A 15,782-nucleotide genomic window follows, 5' to 3' on the forward strand; every position below is an offset into this window, starting at 1 on the left:
AAAAATGGCACGTGTTACCGTCGAAGATTGTTTAGAAAATGTTGAAAACCGTTTCAAACTGGTGTTGCTGGCCAGCAAACGGGCGAGACAACTGGAAAAAGGTGCCGATGAATTCGTGCCTCGCGGTAAGGATAAGGATACCGTGGTAGCGTTGCGCGAAATCGCCGCAGGCTTCGTCTCGGAAGACAATATCGATCGCCTGCATCGCGGCGGCCATGTGTCGGATACACAATTGGAAATCTAAGCTCGCCGATGGCCGAACTAGCCGCTTCCCCTTCCTTTTTTGACGTTGAGCATCCGGAGGAAAAACTCCTGCATCAGCTCTGCGACATCCTCGGCGGCTATCTCGACCAGGAAAACATCAACAACATCGTCCGCGCCTATCATTTCGGCGCGGCAGCACACTCAGGCCAGTTCCGCAAAAGCGGCGAAGCCTACATTTGTCATCCGGTATCGGTCGCCATCACATTGGCCGGCATGCACATGGACGCGCATGGCATCATGGCTGCGATTCTGCATGACGTCATCGAAGACACACCGGTCACGAAAGAAGAGCTCGCCGCGCAATTCGGTCAGGAAGTGGCAGACTTGGTCGACGGCGTCACCAAACTATCCAAAATCGACAGCCGCTCCCGTGCCGAGGCGCAAGCGGAAAACGTCCGAAAAATGTTTTTGGCGATGGCGCAGGACTTGCGCGTCATCGTGGTGAAGCTGGCCGATCGCCTGCACAACATGCAAACCATGGGCAACATGCCCCTGGACAAAAAGCGTCGCATCGCCAAGGAAACCCTGGAAATCTACGCGCCCATCGCCAATCGCCTGGGCATGAACGATGTGCGCCATCAACTGGAATCGCTGGGATTCAAGGCCCTCTACCCCAACCGCTACACGGCCATCTCCAACGCCGTGAAAAAATCGCGCGGCAACCGCAAGGAAATCGTCGACACCATCCAAAATGCCATCCAAAACCGCTTGAAGGAAACCGGCCTGGATTGCGCAGTGGCGGGGCGGGAAAAAAACATCGCCAGCATCTATAACAAGATGCTGACAAAAAAAATCTCCTTTTCCGATGTCTTCGACGTCTACGCCTTCCGCATCTATTGTCATCAGGTGGACGACTGCTATCGCGCCTTGGGTTGCGTGCATAATCTGTTCAAACCCATCCCCGGCCGCTTCAAGGATTACATCGCCCTGCCCAAGGCCAACGGCTATCAATCGCTGCATACGATTTTGATCGGCCCCTACGGCGTGCCGATCGAAATCCAGATCCGCACCCATGAAATGCATCGCCTATCAGAATCCGGCATCGCGGCGCACTGGCTGTATAAATCCGACAACGAAAAAAGCGAAACCATCCAGGCCCGCGCCAACGAATGGCTGCGCGATCTGCTGGAAATTCAGAAATCGGCCGGCGACTCGCTGGAATTCATCGACAACCTCAAAGTCGACCTGTTCCCGCAAGAAGTGTTCGTATTCACACCCAAGGGCAAGATCATCAAACTGCCGCGCGGCGCCACCGTGGTCGATTTTGCTTATCTCGTGCATACCGATGTCGGCAATGCCTGCATCTCGGCACGCATCGACAAAAAACTGGTGCCGCTGCAATCCAAGCTCGAAAACGGCATGACCGTGGAAGTCATCACCGCCAGTTGGGCAAGACCCAATCCACTGTGGTTGAATTATGTGATCACCGCCAAGGCACGCAGCTGCATCCGGGCTTATTTGAAAAACTTCAACCAGCAAGAAGCCATCAATCTGGGCCGGCGTTTACTGGAAAAGGAATTATTCAGCCTGAACATACAACTGGATCAAGTCGAGGATACCCGCATCGTGCAGGTACTGCATGCCTTGAAAAAACATTCGATGAACGATTTGCTGGAAGACATCGGCCTTGGCAACCTGATGCCTTTTTTGGTGGCCAAACGCATCAGCCAGACCGACCTCCATGCGGCGGTCAAACTCGACGATGCCGAGGAACCTCGCCACAAAACGCCGTTGATCATCAAAGGCACCGAAGGCATGGTGGTCAGTCTGGCCAAATGCTGCCGCCCCATCCCGGGCGACCCCATCATCGGCTTCTTCAATCCCGGCAAGGGCATCGTCGTGCATCATCACGAATGCCGCAACAGCAACGAAGTCAGAAAAAGACAAACCACCTGGCTCGACGTGGAATGGAGCCCCGAAGCCAACGGTGAATTCCCGGCCGAAATCCGCATCGAGTTGTTGAACCAGCGCGGCTCGCTGGCAACCATCGCCTCGACGATCTCGTTCATGGACTCCAACATCGAAAACATCACCGTCGTCAGCCAAGACGACCGGGTTTCGGTCGACTTGTTGACTCTGGCCGTGCGCGACCGCGTGCATCTGGCCAACATCATCCGTAAGTTGAAAAAGCTTTCCATTGTCCTGAAAATCACCCGGATCAAAGCATGAGCATCAAAAAAACCGTCATTTCCACCGCCTCGGCGCCACAAGCCATCGGCACCTACTCGCAAGCCGTAAAAGTCGACAACACCGTCTATCTATCCGGTCAAATCCCGCTCGATCCGCAAACGATGGAAGTGGTTGATGGCGACATAGCGCTACAAATCCGCCGCGTATTCGACAATCTGCGCGCGGTTGCGCAAGCAGCCGGCGGCGATTTTGCCGACATCGTCAAGCTGAACGTTTATCTGACCGATCTTGGCAATTTTCCGATCGTCAACGAAATCATGGCCGAATACTTCACCCAGCCCTACCCCGCCCGCGCGGCGGTCGGCGTTGCCGCGTTGCCGAAAGGGGTCGGCGTGGAAATGGACGCCATCATGGTGATGCGACAAGCATATTTCTGACCGAACCGCGCCCTGTAACGGCGCCCTTTCCGCTCAATGTCAAATCAGGAACCACTGCATCGCTTGCCCGTCACCACATTGACGGGCATAGGTTCCCAATCCGCCGTCCGCTTGCAAAAGCTGGGCATCAAAACCGTACAGGACCTGCTGTTCCATCTGCCGCAGCGTTACCAGGATAGAACCCGTGTTCATCCGATCGCCAGCCTGGTACCCGGCACGACCGCGCTGGTGTGCGGTTGCGTCGAATTCACCGACACCGCGCCACGCGGTCGCAGCAGCGTGATTAGTCGCATCAGCGACGCCAGCGGCTTGCTGTCGTTACGTTTTTTTCATTTCTCCGTACAGCAGTTGCAGCAGCTGAAACCCGGCGTGCACCTGAGCTGTTTTGGCGAAGTGCGGCAGGGTTTCAACGGCTTGGAGATGATTCATCCGGAATACAAAGTCATCCACGAAGGCGAAGACCCTACCGAAACCACGCTGACACCGGTTTATCCGTTGACCGAAGGCCTCTCGCAAACCACATTGCGCAAGGCCATCAAACAGGCCCTGACCTCATGCCTGCGGAGCGACTCGCTCAGTGACTGGCTGCCGCACTCGATCTGTCAGACATACCATTTCCCAGCGCTCACAGAAGCCTTGCTGACGTTGCATAGTCCGCCGACCGCGCTTTCGGCGTCCACGTTGGAAAACGGCAATCTGCCGGCTTTAAAGCGTTTGGCGTTCGAAGAATTTTTAGCCCACCATCTGGCCTTGCTGCTGAGCAAGCAGGAATACAAAACCTGGCAAGCACCGGTTTTCAGGGTTGATAGCCTAGCCAAACAAGAATTTATCGGCCAGCTGCCATTCACACTAACCGGAGCCCAGCAACGGGTCGTTGCCGAAATCGAGGCGGATCTCGGCAAACCGCATCCGATGCTCAGACTGGTGCAAGGCGATGTCGGCTGCGGCAAAACCCTGGTCGCCGCCCTCGCCGCCTTGACCGCGGTCTGCTCGGGCTTTCAAGTCGCCTTGATGGCGCCTACCGAGCTCCTGGCCGAACAGCACTTCCGTAATTTCAGCCAGTGGTTCGCCCACACCGGCGTCGGCGTTTTTTACTTGAGCGGCCAACTGAAAGGAAAGGCCCGCGCCAACACCCTGCAAGCCTTGGCCGAGGGTAGCGCAGGCCTGGTGGTGGGCACGCATGCCCTGTTTCAGGACAGCGTCAGTTTCCATAAACTGGGACTGGTAATCATCGATGAACAGCATCGCTTCGGCGTGCAACAGCGCCTAGCCTTGCGGGCCAAAGGCCACGATGAAGGCCGGATACCGCATCAGTTGGTCATGACGGCCACGCCGATTCCGCGCACGCTGGCGATGCTGCAATATTCGGATTTGGATATATCCATCATCGACGAATTGCCACCGGGGCGCAAACCCGTGAAAACCAGCGTGATTCCATCCGAGCGCCGCGATGAAGTCATCGCGCGCTTATGGCATTGGATCGCTCAAGGCCATCAGGCTTATTGGGTCTGCACGCTGATAGAGGAATCGGAACAATTGCAATGCGAAGCGGCCGAAAAAACCGCCCAATACCTACAAAACGTGCTGCCCGACGCCCGTATAGGGTTGGTGCATGGCAGGATGAAGGCCGCGGACAAAGACCTGGTCATGCAAGCCTTCAAAAATGGCGACTGCGATTTACTCGTGGCCACCACGGTCATCGAAGTCGGCGTCGACGTACCGAATGCCGGTTTGATGGTCATCGAAAACCCCGAACGCCTGGGCCTGTCGCAACTCCATCAATTACGCGGCCGGGTCGGCCGCGGCCAGATCGACAGTTATTGTTTGCTGCTGTACCAGTCACCGTTGTCGCAAGCCGGCAAGGAGCGCCTGGGTATTTTGCGGGAAAGCAATGACGGCTTCGTCATCGCCGAAAAGGATTTGCAACTGCGCGGCCCCGGCGAAATCATCGGCACCCGCCAAACCGGGCAGATTCAATTCAAAATCGCCGATCTGGCACGAGACCGGGAATTACTGGATCACGTACAAGGCGCGGCCAGACTGATCCGCCAAGAGCACCCGGAAGCCATTCGTCCGCTGATCGAGCGCTGGAACGGTGAAATCAGGGAAACCGATAGCCTGTTTGCGACGGTTTACAGTCCCTGACGGGAATCCGCGTCATATCCTGATTTCTTGCTGTCAACGGGTTTGCACCTCGCCACCGGTTGATCCTACAAAGATTTGGTCCACGAAACACACGAAAATCACGAAAAGTTGCAAACAGTTATCATCCTAACGCTCATGAAGATGGACATCGCCCCGGCAAATGAAAATAGTCTTCAGGGTAAGGTTGCTTGCTGGACAGGCCGCCGTGAATACATCCATGTAGGCTCGACGGCGGCATCCTTGCCGCCGACGCCTGTCCAACAAGCAACCGCACCCTCACGTTTGCTACTTTCAGAGTTGCACCGGACAGGCAAATCGATAAGCATTCATAACGTAATGATTTCTTTCGTGTATTTCGTAATTTTCGTGGACTACTGATGTTTTTAGGCGAATGCGAAATAAGATAGGCCAGCCAAAAAAAGGGCCCAAGATCAGTGCAACCGGTAAAACGGCCTTGTTATCACCGGGCCCTAATCTTGTGTAGCCCATTCCGGATAACCCGATCATAAGATCGCTCGTTCCGGATCAGCTTGAGGAGGCCAGCGCAATTGAGACTCATGGTCAGATTAGTCTAAGTGTCGTCAGGCCGCCATGACCCATTTGGGTCATTTTATTGCCAAATCCATTCGTTGTGAATTATGCCCCTCCTCGCGGGAGAAGGAACTGTTTTGGCTTTTACGTCACATCATGACGGGTGGGTATATTTTCATGAATCGCCTTATCCCACTAGCGCCCAAGGCGAGTGCATGATCGCCTTGGGCCCAACCGGGGGTTATCAGTAATCCAACGAAGCTTTGACGAAATACGTGCGTTGCGGGAAGGGGTGATTCTCGTAAACGTCGACATTCAGCACATTGTCAATACCGGCGGAAATCGTACTTTTCAGATTGTGGTACTCCGGTAATTGATAACTGGTTTTCAAATCGACGAAGGTATATTCATCGGTGCCACCAAATACGTTGGCTTCGGTATCGCTGTTGTCCAAACGCTGAAATACGTCGCTACGGTAACGCACGGCCGCCGAGAAATCCCAAACCGGCAGAATGTGATAAGTGGCCGAGGTGTTGACTTGCAGTTTGGGAATGCGATCCCATTCGTTTCCGGCCAAATCGCTATTTCGACTATTTTTCACGATTTGTTTGTTCATGAACGTGCCATTGACCATGAAATCGACAGGCAAGCCGAATACCTCATTTTGCTGGAATGTTAAATCGACGCCTATGGTCTCGGTTTGCTCGATGGGCTGGAAGGTCGTAACAGCTACGTTGCCAAAGTTTTGGACTGTATTGGCGATTTCGTCGTTGATCAAATCATAGAAGAAATCGGCCCGCACGAAGCCGCGCGGAATATCGTATTGCACCATGAAATTATGGAAATAGCCGTTTTCGGGCCCCAAACCTGGATAGGAGACAGAACGGCTATTGAATGTCGAATTGCTCAAGAACATTTCCTCGGCAATCGGGAAACGGTAAGCCTTGGAAAACGAATACCGAAAAGTCCAGACATCGGGCGAGTATTCCAACGATGCCTTGGGCGAGATACGGGTCGCATCACGATCGCTGTAATCTTGCTCGCGCAAGGCGGGGGCCAGTGAGTAATTGTAAACATGGCCGTTTATCGTTTGCCAGTTATCCACCCTGGCGCCGGCCATGATTGCCCAATCCGGCAGGAAGCGCCATTCCAATTGAGAAAACACGCTGTTGGTTTGCGTATCCCCACCGCTATCACTGGATAATGAATCCTTCGATCCGCCCAAATAGTTATTGCTGTTGTAAACCTTGTTATTCAATGACGCATGATTGAACTGATAGCCCCCCATGAAAGACAAGTCTTTATTATCGAGGAAATTGTCGGTGGCCAATTTAATGTCGTAATTGGCCCACCAGGCATCGAGATCGGTCACTTGCCCCCTATTCTGATTCATAGGGTGATTGGGATTCAACTCCGACGTTACCGTGGTGTCATTGAAGGCATCGTAATAACTGGCATTGGTATCGATACTCCAGTCATCGGAAATTTTGCCTTTCAAACCCAAGCCTAAATTGATGGCTTGACGCTCGGACTCTGATACGCTGAAGGCCGACGTCGGTACCAAAAAGTATCTACCATTAAGATTATAAGCTGTTGTGGTGCTTGGATTACGACCAATAACAGGTTCACCCCATAATGTATTGCCGTTAGCATCCTTGATCAAACTCAGTGGGTCGTTGGTTTCGCCTGTCCTTTCTTCATAAGCCACGGTAAAGCGACCTTGCAAGTCCGGGGTAAAGTCATAACCCATTTTGACCTTGTATAAATCGGTCACGGTTCGAGCAATGCCATCATCGCCGTAATAGACACCATTTGTTCCGTTTGGCTGCGGTTCAAATTTAGCATCATGAACTGGAATCGTCGCATTAACATCAGTGGTGATAACGCCCCTACTGTCTCTAGTATCTAATGCATTTTGAGATGATCTGGAAGCCGTAGTTCTTGGGGTCATCGGTTGGCCTTGATTATCCAGCCGGTTATAGGAACCAAAGATGCTGAATTTGTCGAAGCGGTCTCCGGCGGAAATATTGGTTTTATAACCTTCCAAGGTTTGTTTGCGTCCCCCTCTATCCATGGTCTGGAACATGCCCATCGCATCCATGTGCGCTTCGAATTTTTCCGGCATGTTGGTATTCAGATTGACCACGCCACCGAAAGAATGCCCGTCATATTGGGCGGAAAATGGGCCATATAACACATCGGCGGTGGCCACTTCGTTCGGCGAAACCATGGACCAGCGCGGCGCGCCGTTAAAGGTGGTGCGCAAGGGATTGTGCAACGGCATGCCATCCGCAAACACCATGGTATGGGCGGTTTGGAAGACATTGGAACCGCGCATTCCGAGAGACCCATTGGGGTCACCGATATAACGCTTGCGGATGTTAATGGACGGCGCGTAGCGCAAATAATCCTCAACCGTGGTCGCGTTAACGAATTTTTCGACTTCCTTGGTCTCGATTTCGTAACTTGGTGTTGCTTTCGCGGTCTGGGGAAATAATCCCGTTTCTTCGGAAACGACTTCCACCGCCTCTAAACTAGCGTTATCCGTAGATTTAGTCTCAAGCGCCTGCGCCGATATTGATAGCCCCATGATGCCGGGCAAGACAACCGTGACCGGATAAATTTTGGCTCTTCCGTATTTTGCGGAGAAACCACTACATGTAGTGCTATAGTCTTTGCCTGCCACAGTGAGTTTTGCTAAGGTCGACAATTTAACGCTGGAGTATCGTGATGACACAGTCGCTACTTCAAATACCGCTGGATATACCTGATGTTTGTATCGAAAAAGTTGAAACCACCGCCAAAGGCGAGTTCATCATCACGGTCAGTAGTACGTTAACCAGTGCAACCTGCCATCAATGCGGCCAGAGGATCGATAAGTTTTATGGCTATGGCAGAGAAATCACCTTGCGTCATTTGTCGATTTTCGATCGGCCGGTTTGGATCAAGCTAACCCCCAAGCGCTATCGATGCCCTGACTGCCCCAAAGGTCCGACGACCACGCAACAATGTGGCTGGTATAACTGGAAAAGCCCCCATACCAAAGCGTATGAGCAGTGGATATTGCGTGAATTGATCAACAGCAGCGTGACCGACATGGACGTGAAGCACGGCATCAGCGCCGAAGCGGCGGAAGGGATTATCAATCGGCACGTGGCCCAACAAGTTGATTGGTCTGCCATCCAAGGCATTCGCTTGCTGGGACTGGATGAAATCGCTTTGAAAAAAGGGCATCAAGATTTTGTGGTCATCGTGTCGGCTATCGATACCGAGGACCATAAGCGGATTCTGGCGGTGCTGCCCGACCGCAAAAAAGAAACGGTTAAAGCCTTTTTGCAGAATATTCCCGAGGCACAGCAACACGCGTTACAACGCGTCTGCGTGGACATGTATGAAGGGTATCGCAACGCCGTCTATGAGACATTGCCCGGCGTCGAGGTGGTGGTTGATCGCTTCCATGTCGCCAAGCATTATCGAGACGGCGCCGACCAGGTCCGCAAGGCGGAAATGAAAAAACTCAAGAATACCCTGTCTGCCGAGGATTATGCCAAGCTGAAAGGCGCGATGTGGGCTTTTCGGAAGCGCTGGATGGAACTCTCTGCCGATCAGCAAACCGTTTTGCTTTTTCTATTCCAGCAAGCCCCCATTTTGCGAGAAGTCTATATCCAACGGGAGCTTTTGACGGGTATTTTTGAGCGCCGACTCAATAAGGCTGAGGCCGAAAAAGCCTTGGATCGCTGGATGGAGCATATCAAAGTCTTGAAGTTGAAGGGCTTTGATGCGTTTGTCAAAACCTATCAAAACTGGCGAAATGAAATCACCAACTATTTCATTCGCCGGGAAACCAGTGGCTTTGTTGAAGGGCTTAACAACAAAATCAAAAGCATCAAACGACGCTGCTTTGGCATTTACAATACCGTCCGCCTGTTTCAGCATATCTGGCTTGATATCGAAGGGAGACGGTTGTTCGGTTATGCATAACCCTATATGTCGGGGCTACTCCGCGAAATACGGAAGAGCCTAAATTTTTTTGAAATACATACGTTAAATACCCCCCCAACAAGACCTACTAAAATTATGGTCTGAAATTAAGGCAATATTAAGTCCAAACGTCGAGGTTTAGTCGTCTTGTTCATACATTTTTCGAGTATTTACCAAAAAACCGATTCATTAAATTACAGCTACAAATATCCATCCGCCGTCCATTTTTTGTGGTTTTATGGCTGATTGTCACCAACAATACGCAGCAGGTATTGCCGTTTAAAAGCGGGCCTGAAACCGCGACTCGATCAGTTGTAATTATTGAGTTCCCTAGAAAAACGGGAGATTAAGCAGAGGAGAATTTATTTGAAAAACAACCGTTTGACCCATCATATCCCAGACATTCTTTCAAAGCAGGAAATTAGATGCAGCTTTTTATGGTTGTTAGGTTTACATTCTTAACTATGTTAAATAACTCATTCATGTCTTTATTATTGCGCTATATCACATATAATAGAAAAATATTTTATTAATATATTTTGGTTCTCTAATAATAAAACCGTGAATAACCCGGCAAAAACAAGCTTGCGCAATAATGGCCAAGCATGCAGTAACAAGCTTGTTTTTAGCGCATCGGGCAACCAGAATTTTGGCTCTTCCGTATTTTGCGGAGAAACCACTACATGTAGTGCTATAGTCTTTGCCTGCCACAGTGAGTTTTGCTAAGGTCGACAATTTAACGCTGGAGTATCGTGATGACACAGTCGCTACTTCAAATACCGCTGGATATACCTGATGTTTGTATCGAAAAAGTTGAAACCACCGCCAAAGGCGAGTTCATCATCACGGTCAGTAGTACGTTAACCAGTGCAACCTGCCATCAATGCGGCCAGAGGATCGATAAGTTTTATGGCTATGGCAGAGAAATCACCTTGCGTCATTTGTCGATTTTCGATCGGCCGGTTTGGATCAAGCTAACCCCCAAGCGCTATCGATGCCCTGACTGCCCCAAAGGTCCGACGACCACGCAACAATGTGGCTGGTATAACTGGAAAAGCCCCCATACCAAAGCGTATGAGCAGTGGATATTGCGTGAATTGATCAACAGCAGCGTGACCGACATGGACGTGAAGCACGGCATCAGCGCCGAAGCGGCGGAAGGGATTATCAATCGGCACGTGGCCCAACAAGTTGATTGGTCTGCCATCCAAGGCATTCGCTTGCTGGGACTGGATGAAATCGCTTTGAAAAAAGGGCATCAAGATTTTGTGGTCATCGTGTCGGCTATCGATACCGAGGACCATAAGCGGATTCTGGCGGTGCTGCCCGACCGCAAAAAAGAAACGGTTAAAGCCTTTTTGCAGAATATTCCCGAGGCACAGCAACACGCGTTACAACGCGTCTGCGTGGACATGTATGAAGGGTATCGCAACGCCGTCTATGAGACATTGCCCGGCGTCGAGGTGGTGGTTGATCGCTTCCATGTCGCCAAGCATTATCGAGACGGCGCCGACCAGGTCCGCAAGGCGGAAATGAAAAAACTCAAGAATACCCTGTCTGCCGAGGATTATGCCAAGCTGAAAGGCGCGATGTGGGCTTTTCGGAAGCGCTGGATGGAACTCTCTGCCGATCAGCAAACCGTTTTGCTTTTTCTATTCCAGCAAGCCCCCATTTTGCGAGAAGTCTATATCCAACGGGAGCTTTTGACGGGTATTTTTGAGCGCCGACTCAATAAGGCTGAGGCCGAAAAAGCCTTGGATCGCTGGATGGAGCATATCAAAGTCTTGAAGTTGAAGGGCTTTGATGCGTTTGTCAAAACCTATCAAAACTGGCGAAATGAAATCACCAACTATTTCATTCGCCGGGAAACCAGTGGCTTTGTTGAAGGGCTTAACAACAAAATCAAAAGCATCAAACGACGCTGCTTTGGCATTTACAATACCGTCCGCCTGTTTCAGCATATCTGGCTTGATATCGAAGGGAGACGGTTGTTCGGTTATGCATAACCCTATATGTCGGGGCTACTCCGCGAAATACGGAAGAGCCAATTTTTATTGCCCTGCGTGGAGCAGTATTACCCATGTCTGCCGGGGAAATGCCGAATAAACCAGCAATTCCCTGCAAAACAACTTTTAACTCACATACATCAGCACTGCCATTACTCTGAAAGTCACGCGGCAACCCCAAAAACAGACTAACGACATAACAAAGTTGACTTTCATTTGCCGGGGCGATGCCAAGCCTTCATGAGCGTTACCCTGAAAGTCATGGTGGACGAAACCCCGAAACACTTGGAAAAAGCTAAAGCTTTTTCACTCCAAAATCACGCGAGGGAGTGCGATAGCTTTAGCTATCGCACTGAGTGCAACTCTTCCCGGCTTGCTGGTTTTGCCCCGGTAGAGCATTCAGAGTAAACGTAAAGCAGCCAAATCACATGCAACGCACTATCGAGTTGCAGAACATGATGATTTGGCGTCGAAATTAATTGATGACTTGAAAATGAGAGCCTTGAGAGCTTTGCCAGGACAGATAGAGATGGCTCTCATCGCTCACTACAAACGCATAGTCCGATGTTCCGGAGGCAAGCGCTAACTGCTCGGGTTCTAGCCAGTTCTCGCCGCCATCCAATGAGCGCATGGATTTGATTATCGTGTTGGAACCATCAAACTCCATCCAGACGATCACGACCCGCTGGCCCAATGCTGCGACATGTGGATGCTTCGCCCCAAGACCGCCAAATTGCTTTTGCGCAACAAAGGTTTTGCCTTGATCTTCCGAGCGTGCATAAAACAATCCCTGATGGGATTCCGCTCCACTGAACCAAGCGGCATGATAGGTTGCGTCCTCGGCAATCGCCAGACTGGGCCCGTGATGAGGACATGCATCGATTTGCCAATTGTCTTGACTAGCCCGCTGGAGCGTGCCGGGCGTGTGCCAGTCGCTGAATTTCAGTACCGCATGATCGCGAATGTTGCCGGGGAACACATGGCGCCACATCACCACCGGCAAATTATCCACATCGAGCGCGATTGCCAGGCGACAGCATTCGCAGGTATGCGGGGCTGCTTGCTTATTCGGATAAAACGATTTTCCCCCGTCACTAGACCATGTGTAATATAAGGATGTGCCTAAAAACTCCTGTCGCGAGGCTTTGGCTTGTTCCTTGTCGCGAGCGTCCAACCAGGCAATGAAAATTTCACCGTTTTTCCCGACCAGTAAGCCATCGAAACGATGACTGATGATGTCCAGGTTGTCGTTGACCGTGACTGGTTCGGAAAACGTGTTGCCGCCATCACTGGAACGGCTAAAGCGAATATTTCCGGTGTGGCGCTTTTCCAAGCTGCGCGTCCAGGTCAAATAGATATTACCGTTCGAATCCAGCTGGATTTTGGGGCGATATTCGTCATGGGCAATAATCGGCTCGGGAACTTTGTTTACCTGCACTGGCTGGGAAAAACTTTTACCCTTGTCAGTCGAGCTCTGCACGTAGACATGATCTTGCTTAACCCAGGCCAGCCAAAGTTTGCCATCCTGAGCAAAAGTGGCAGTTACCGTGTCTGCGCATGCCACTGAAAGCCCGCTTTTATCCTGACAGGCCGTAATGTTAGCCTGCGCTCTCTCTTTTTCGATCATGGCGTCGGTCGCGCACCCAGCGATAAACAAGGACATCAGCCCAAAGAGTAGAACTTTTCTCATCATGTAATTCTCGAAATTGTTATGTGATTCCGGCGTTGCGCCGCTTTGCCCCATAGAAGATAGCCCAAGCCGACCCGCTTTTACAATAAAGATTTTCACCCGCGGCGCCGCTTCGTTTATGATGTTTTTTCCGTTTCTGCTCTTCGATAATGTATCCAGATGACAAAAAACCTACTTCTAGCGGGCTTATTATTCCCGGTTGCCGCCGGCATGAATCTTCACGCCGAAGAAAAAAGCGTGCAAACCTTCAATTCAGGCAGTTACCAACAAATCCTGCGGGAAAATGCCGGCCAGTCTTTCATATTGTCAGTTTGGTCCGTTGATTGTCCGTCATGCTTGAAGGATATGGAAACCATCAAGCAGGTCCAGCAAAACCATCCTCGCCTGAAGATTGTCATGCTTTCCACCGACGAGCCCGAAGCCGCTACGGAAGTCAAATCCATTCTGGCGCGCTACCAATTGGCCGGTCTTGAAAACTGGATGTTCGGTAACGAGGACCCGCAAAAGTTACGCTATGAGATTGATCCTGGCTGGTACGGCGAATTACCCAGAACCTATTTTTTTACCTCGTCCCATGCGCGCGTTGGCAAAAGCGGAGCCTTGAGCATGAACGAATTTGAAACACAGATTGACAAGCTGAAACCTTAGACAGCATAGCCGCTCTATGGCATGCAATGTAGCGCGCCAAGGATATTGAGCTTAGCACTCTGATTTTGTTGGGTTAGGCCAACCCTTCGGTTTTGCTTTTAGTTTACGACGCCCCCTCTGTGAGAGAGCCTCTGATGTTGATGAAATCATTAATAATAAAAATAAAGGTGGCATTCAATGGATCAGATTTCCGACGGCGCCTATTTGCACGCCATCCTGGCCAACGCGCCAGGACATCCCCAGCTCTGGAATCGATTCCTGGCGGCTCTGATAAAACAGCTTGCTTGCGATTCCTGCGCCTTACTGATCAATAATCTGCTTGGCAACAGCTCATCACGTTTTCTATATTGCGCCAATATTCCGATCAAATATCGGGAACAGTATGAAAACCAGCTCAATAAATTAGATCACTTCAATCGTCTGATTTGCCGTAACCCTCTGCGGGTCTTTTACAACCAGACACCCGCCGAAACGTATCAGGAAAACGTCAACGATCCAGCCTTCAGTTGCGACGGCCAAAACCACCGTTTTGGCGTGGCCATTCCTTGCAACCAAAACCATGCACTCAGCCTGCTGTTGAATTACAGGTCGATAACCGGTCATCAGCAATGCCAACGCATCATCGCCACGTTAAAAAACACGCTTCCCGCCCTGGAAGAAGCCATACATAAAGACCACCGCCATAAGATCAACAGTCAATTACGCCATCACCTGGGAACACCTTTCGACGGCTATGTCATTGTCGACAAAAATCTGAACATACTGTTTTCGGACCCGGTTTATACCGCGATCATCAGCCAATTCGATTGCGTAAACATCACGGAAAACCGGTTCGGCTTAACCTCACCCATCATGGATCAACGATTGCGCGCGCTGATGCAAAACAAACAAGAAGCGGCATCCATCCATAATCAATGCCATTCTTGTCGGCTAGCATTGATTCCGATCAATCGCTTGAAAAACCTGTATCAGTGGGAATGTTTCCAGGAAGGCTTCATCATTGCCTTTACCCACGACGGCGAAAAAGACCCCACGCTGGCTAGATTGATGGATATTTATCGGCTATCCCGCTGCGAGGCGATTTGCGCGCTACATTTCATGAAGACGCCAGCGATTGCCGACATTGCAGCCAGCACCTATCGCTCGCAAGAAACCGTTCGCAATCACCTCAAGCATGTCATGCGAAAAATGCATGTTCACAGCCAGGCCGAGCTAATGAAAACCTTGATATCCCTGGCGATATTGTGAATGGGCATAGGCTATGATCACCAAGGATTTGGCTGCGAATAGCGCCCCTATACTAACCTTCTTCCGGCAGCCGAAGGAACTGTTTTGACTTTTAAGGTGATCTACCAGGCTAGGGGGTAAACCTTTGGGAAGTTATTTTGGCGGGAATCCTTACCGGCCAAAAATCTGCTCACCGAATGCTGGATTCAAACCGGCATTCGCTCGAGAACGGTCCGGTTTTTTATGCCGAATCCCGAACGAGTCGGTAAAATAACTGCCATCGGGTGGTAAATTACCACCAATTTACAAGTTTTAATCACGAGATTATTAATGGTTTTACCCGCTTACAGAACATTTCTGCTCGTCACGGCACTGCTACTGAAAACAACCGCCTGCACGACCTTGCCTTCCGCCTCAAAAGAATATGACAGCTTTGCCGCCTATGCCGAAGCCGTTTTCAGACATCAAAACGATTTGACCAGCCGTTTGATGGCCTTGTCCGACTCTGAACAACTCGAGGACGACGAAGCCGTGGAGGAAGCCGAGCAAGCCATGATAGACGCCTGCCATTTGTTGAACGAATACGCCGAAATGGAAAACTCCGGCGAATCGCCAGGCTTGTTCTTCAAGCGCGAGGTACAAGCCAGCATAGAAACCTGCGATCAAAAAATCGAGCAACTGGAAGCATTGTTGGCCTCGGTAAAAAAGCAACCGCTGTGATTT

Annotated in this window: 11 protein-coding genes; 9 read left to right on the forward strand and 2 right to left on the reverse strand. The window is 50.9% G+C overall.

Annotation, left to right across the window (positions count from 1 at the left end; all coding sequences use genetic code 11):
* Positions 1 to 4 precede the first annotated feature (4 nt).
* From rpoZ to recG, 4 genes are read left to right on the forward strand one after another with little or no spacing between them, the layout of a single operon-like run.
* Positions 5 to 244, forward strand: a complete 240-nt coding sequence (rpoZ, locus tag NM686_RS15115; protein WP_255188688.1) for a DNA-directed RNA polymerase subunit omega — start codon at positions 5 to 7, stop codon at positions 242 to 244.
* Between the two features lie 8 nt (positions 245 to 252).
* Positions 253 to 2,433, forward strand: a complete 2,181-nt coding sequence (locus tag NM686_RS15120) for a RelA/SpoT family protein (RefSeq protein WP_255188689.1) — start codon at positions 253 to 255, stop codon at positions 2,431 to 2,433.
* The gene (locus NM686_RS15125; RefSeq protein ID WP_456238238.1) at positions 2,430 to 2,831 is read left to right on the forward strand and encodes a RidA family protein; all 402 of its coding nucleotides are present in this window, start codon (positions 2,430 to 2,432) and stop codon (positions 2,829 to 2,831) included. Before NM686_RS15120 ends, NM686_RS15125 begins: the two co-directional genes overlap by 4 nt.
* Positions 2,832 to 2,867: 36 nt before the next feature.
* Complete coding sequence (recG, locus tag NM686_RS15130) at positions 2,868 to 4,976, forward strand: ATP-dependent DNA helicase RecG (protein ID WP_255188690.1); 2,109 nt, start codon at positions 2,868 to 2,870, stop codon at positions 4,974 to 4,976.
* 775 nt (positions 4,977 to 5,751) lie between these two features.
* Here recG and NM686_RS15135 read toward each other — a convergent pair.
* Complete coding sequence (locus NM686_RS15135) at positions 5,752 to 8,193, reverse strand: TonB-dependent receptor (protein WP_269021855.1); 2,442 nt, start codon at positions 8,191 to 8,193, stop codon at positions 5,752 to 5,754.
* A 44-nt stretch (positions 8,194 to 8,237) separates the two neighbouring features.
* Between NM686_RS15135 and NM686_RS15140 the strand changes: the two genes are divergently transcribed.
* Both NM686_RS15140 and NM686_RS15145 read left to right on the forward strand, forming a co-directional pair.
* A complete protein-coding gene (locus NM686_RS15140) occupies positions 8,238 to 9,488 on the forward strand; it encodes an ISL3 family transposase (RefSeq protein ID WP_255187011.1) in 1,251 nt (416 codons plus the stop codon).
* Between the two features lie 755 nt (positions 9,489 to 10,243).
* Complete coding sequence (locus NM686_RS15145) at positions 10,244 to 11,494, forward strand: ISL3 family transposase (protein WP_255187011.1); 1,251 nt, start codon at positions 10,244 to 10,246, stop codon at positions 11,492 to 11,494.
* A gap of 475 nt (positions 11,495 to 11,969) precedes the next feature.
* On the opposite strand, the gene NM686_RS15150 is transcribed toward NM686_RS15145, so the two are convergent.
* Positions 11,970 to 13,187 (reverse strand): sialidase family protein, encoded by a 1,218-nt coding sequence (locus tag NM686_RS15150; RefSeq protein ID WP_255188694.1) that lies wholly within the window; start codon positions 13,185 to 13,187, stop codon positions 11,970 to 11,972.
* A gap of 156 nt (positions 13,188 to 13,343) precedes the next feature.
* On the opposite strand from NM686_RS15150, the gene NM686_RS15155 reads away from it, so the two are divergent.
* The 3 genes from NM686_RS15155 to NM686_RS15165 all read left to right on the forward strand — a co-directional run bounded on the left by NM686_RS15155 (position 13,344) and on the right by NM686_RS15165 (position 15,779).
* Entirely contained in the window at positions 13,344 to 13,832 is a 489-nt protein-coding gene (locus NM686_RS15155; RefSeq protein WP_255188695.1) for a TlpA family protein disulfide reductase, read from the forward strand.
* 177 nt (positions 13,833 to 14,009) lie between these two features.
* Positions 14,010 to 15,080, forward strand: a complete 1,071-nt coding sequence (locus NM686_RS15160; RefSeq protein ID WP_255188696.1) for a helix-turn-helix transcriptional regulator — start codon at positions 14,010 to 14,012, stop codon at positions 15,078 to 15,080.
* A gap of 309 nt (positions 15,081 to 15,389) precedes the next feature.
* Positions 15,390 to 15,779, forward strand: coding sequence for a hypothetical protein (locus tag NM686_RS15165; RefSeq protein ID WP_255188697.1), 390 nt, complete (start codon positions 15,390 to 15,392; stop codon positions 15,777 to 15,779).
* The last annotated feature ends 3 nt before the right edge of the window (positions 15,780 to 15,782 follow it).

Source organism: Methylomonas rapida (genome assembly GCF_024360925.2).
GTDB classification, from domain to species: domain Bacteria; phylum Pseudomonadota; class Gammaproteobacteria; order Methylococcales; family Methylomonadaceae; genus Methylomonas; species Methylomonas rapida.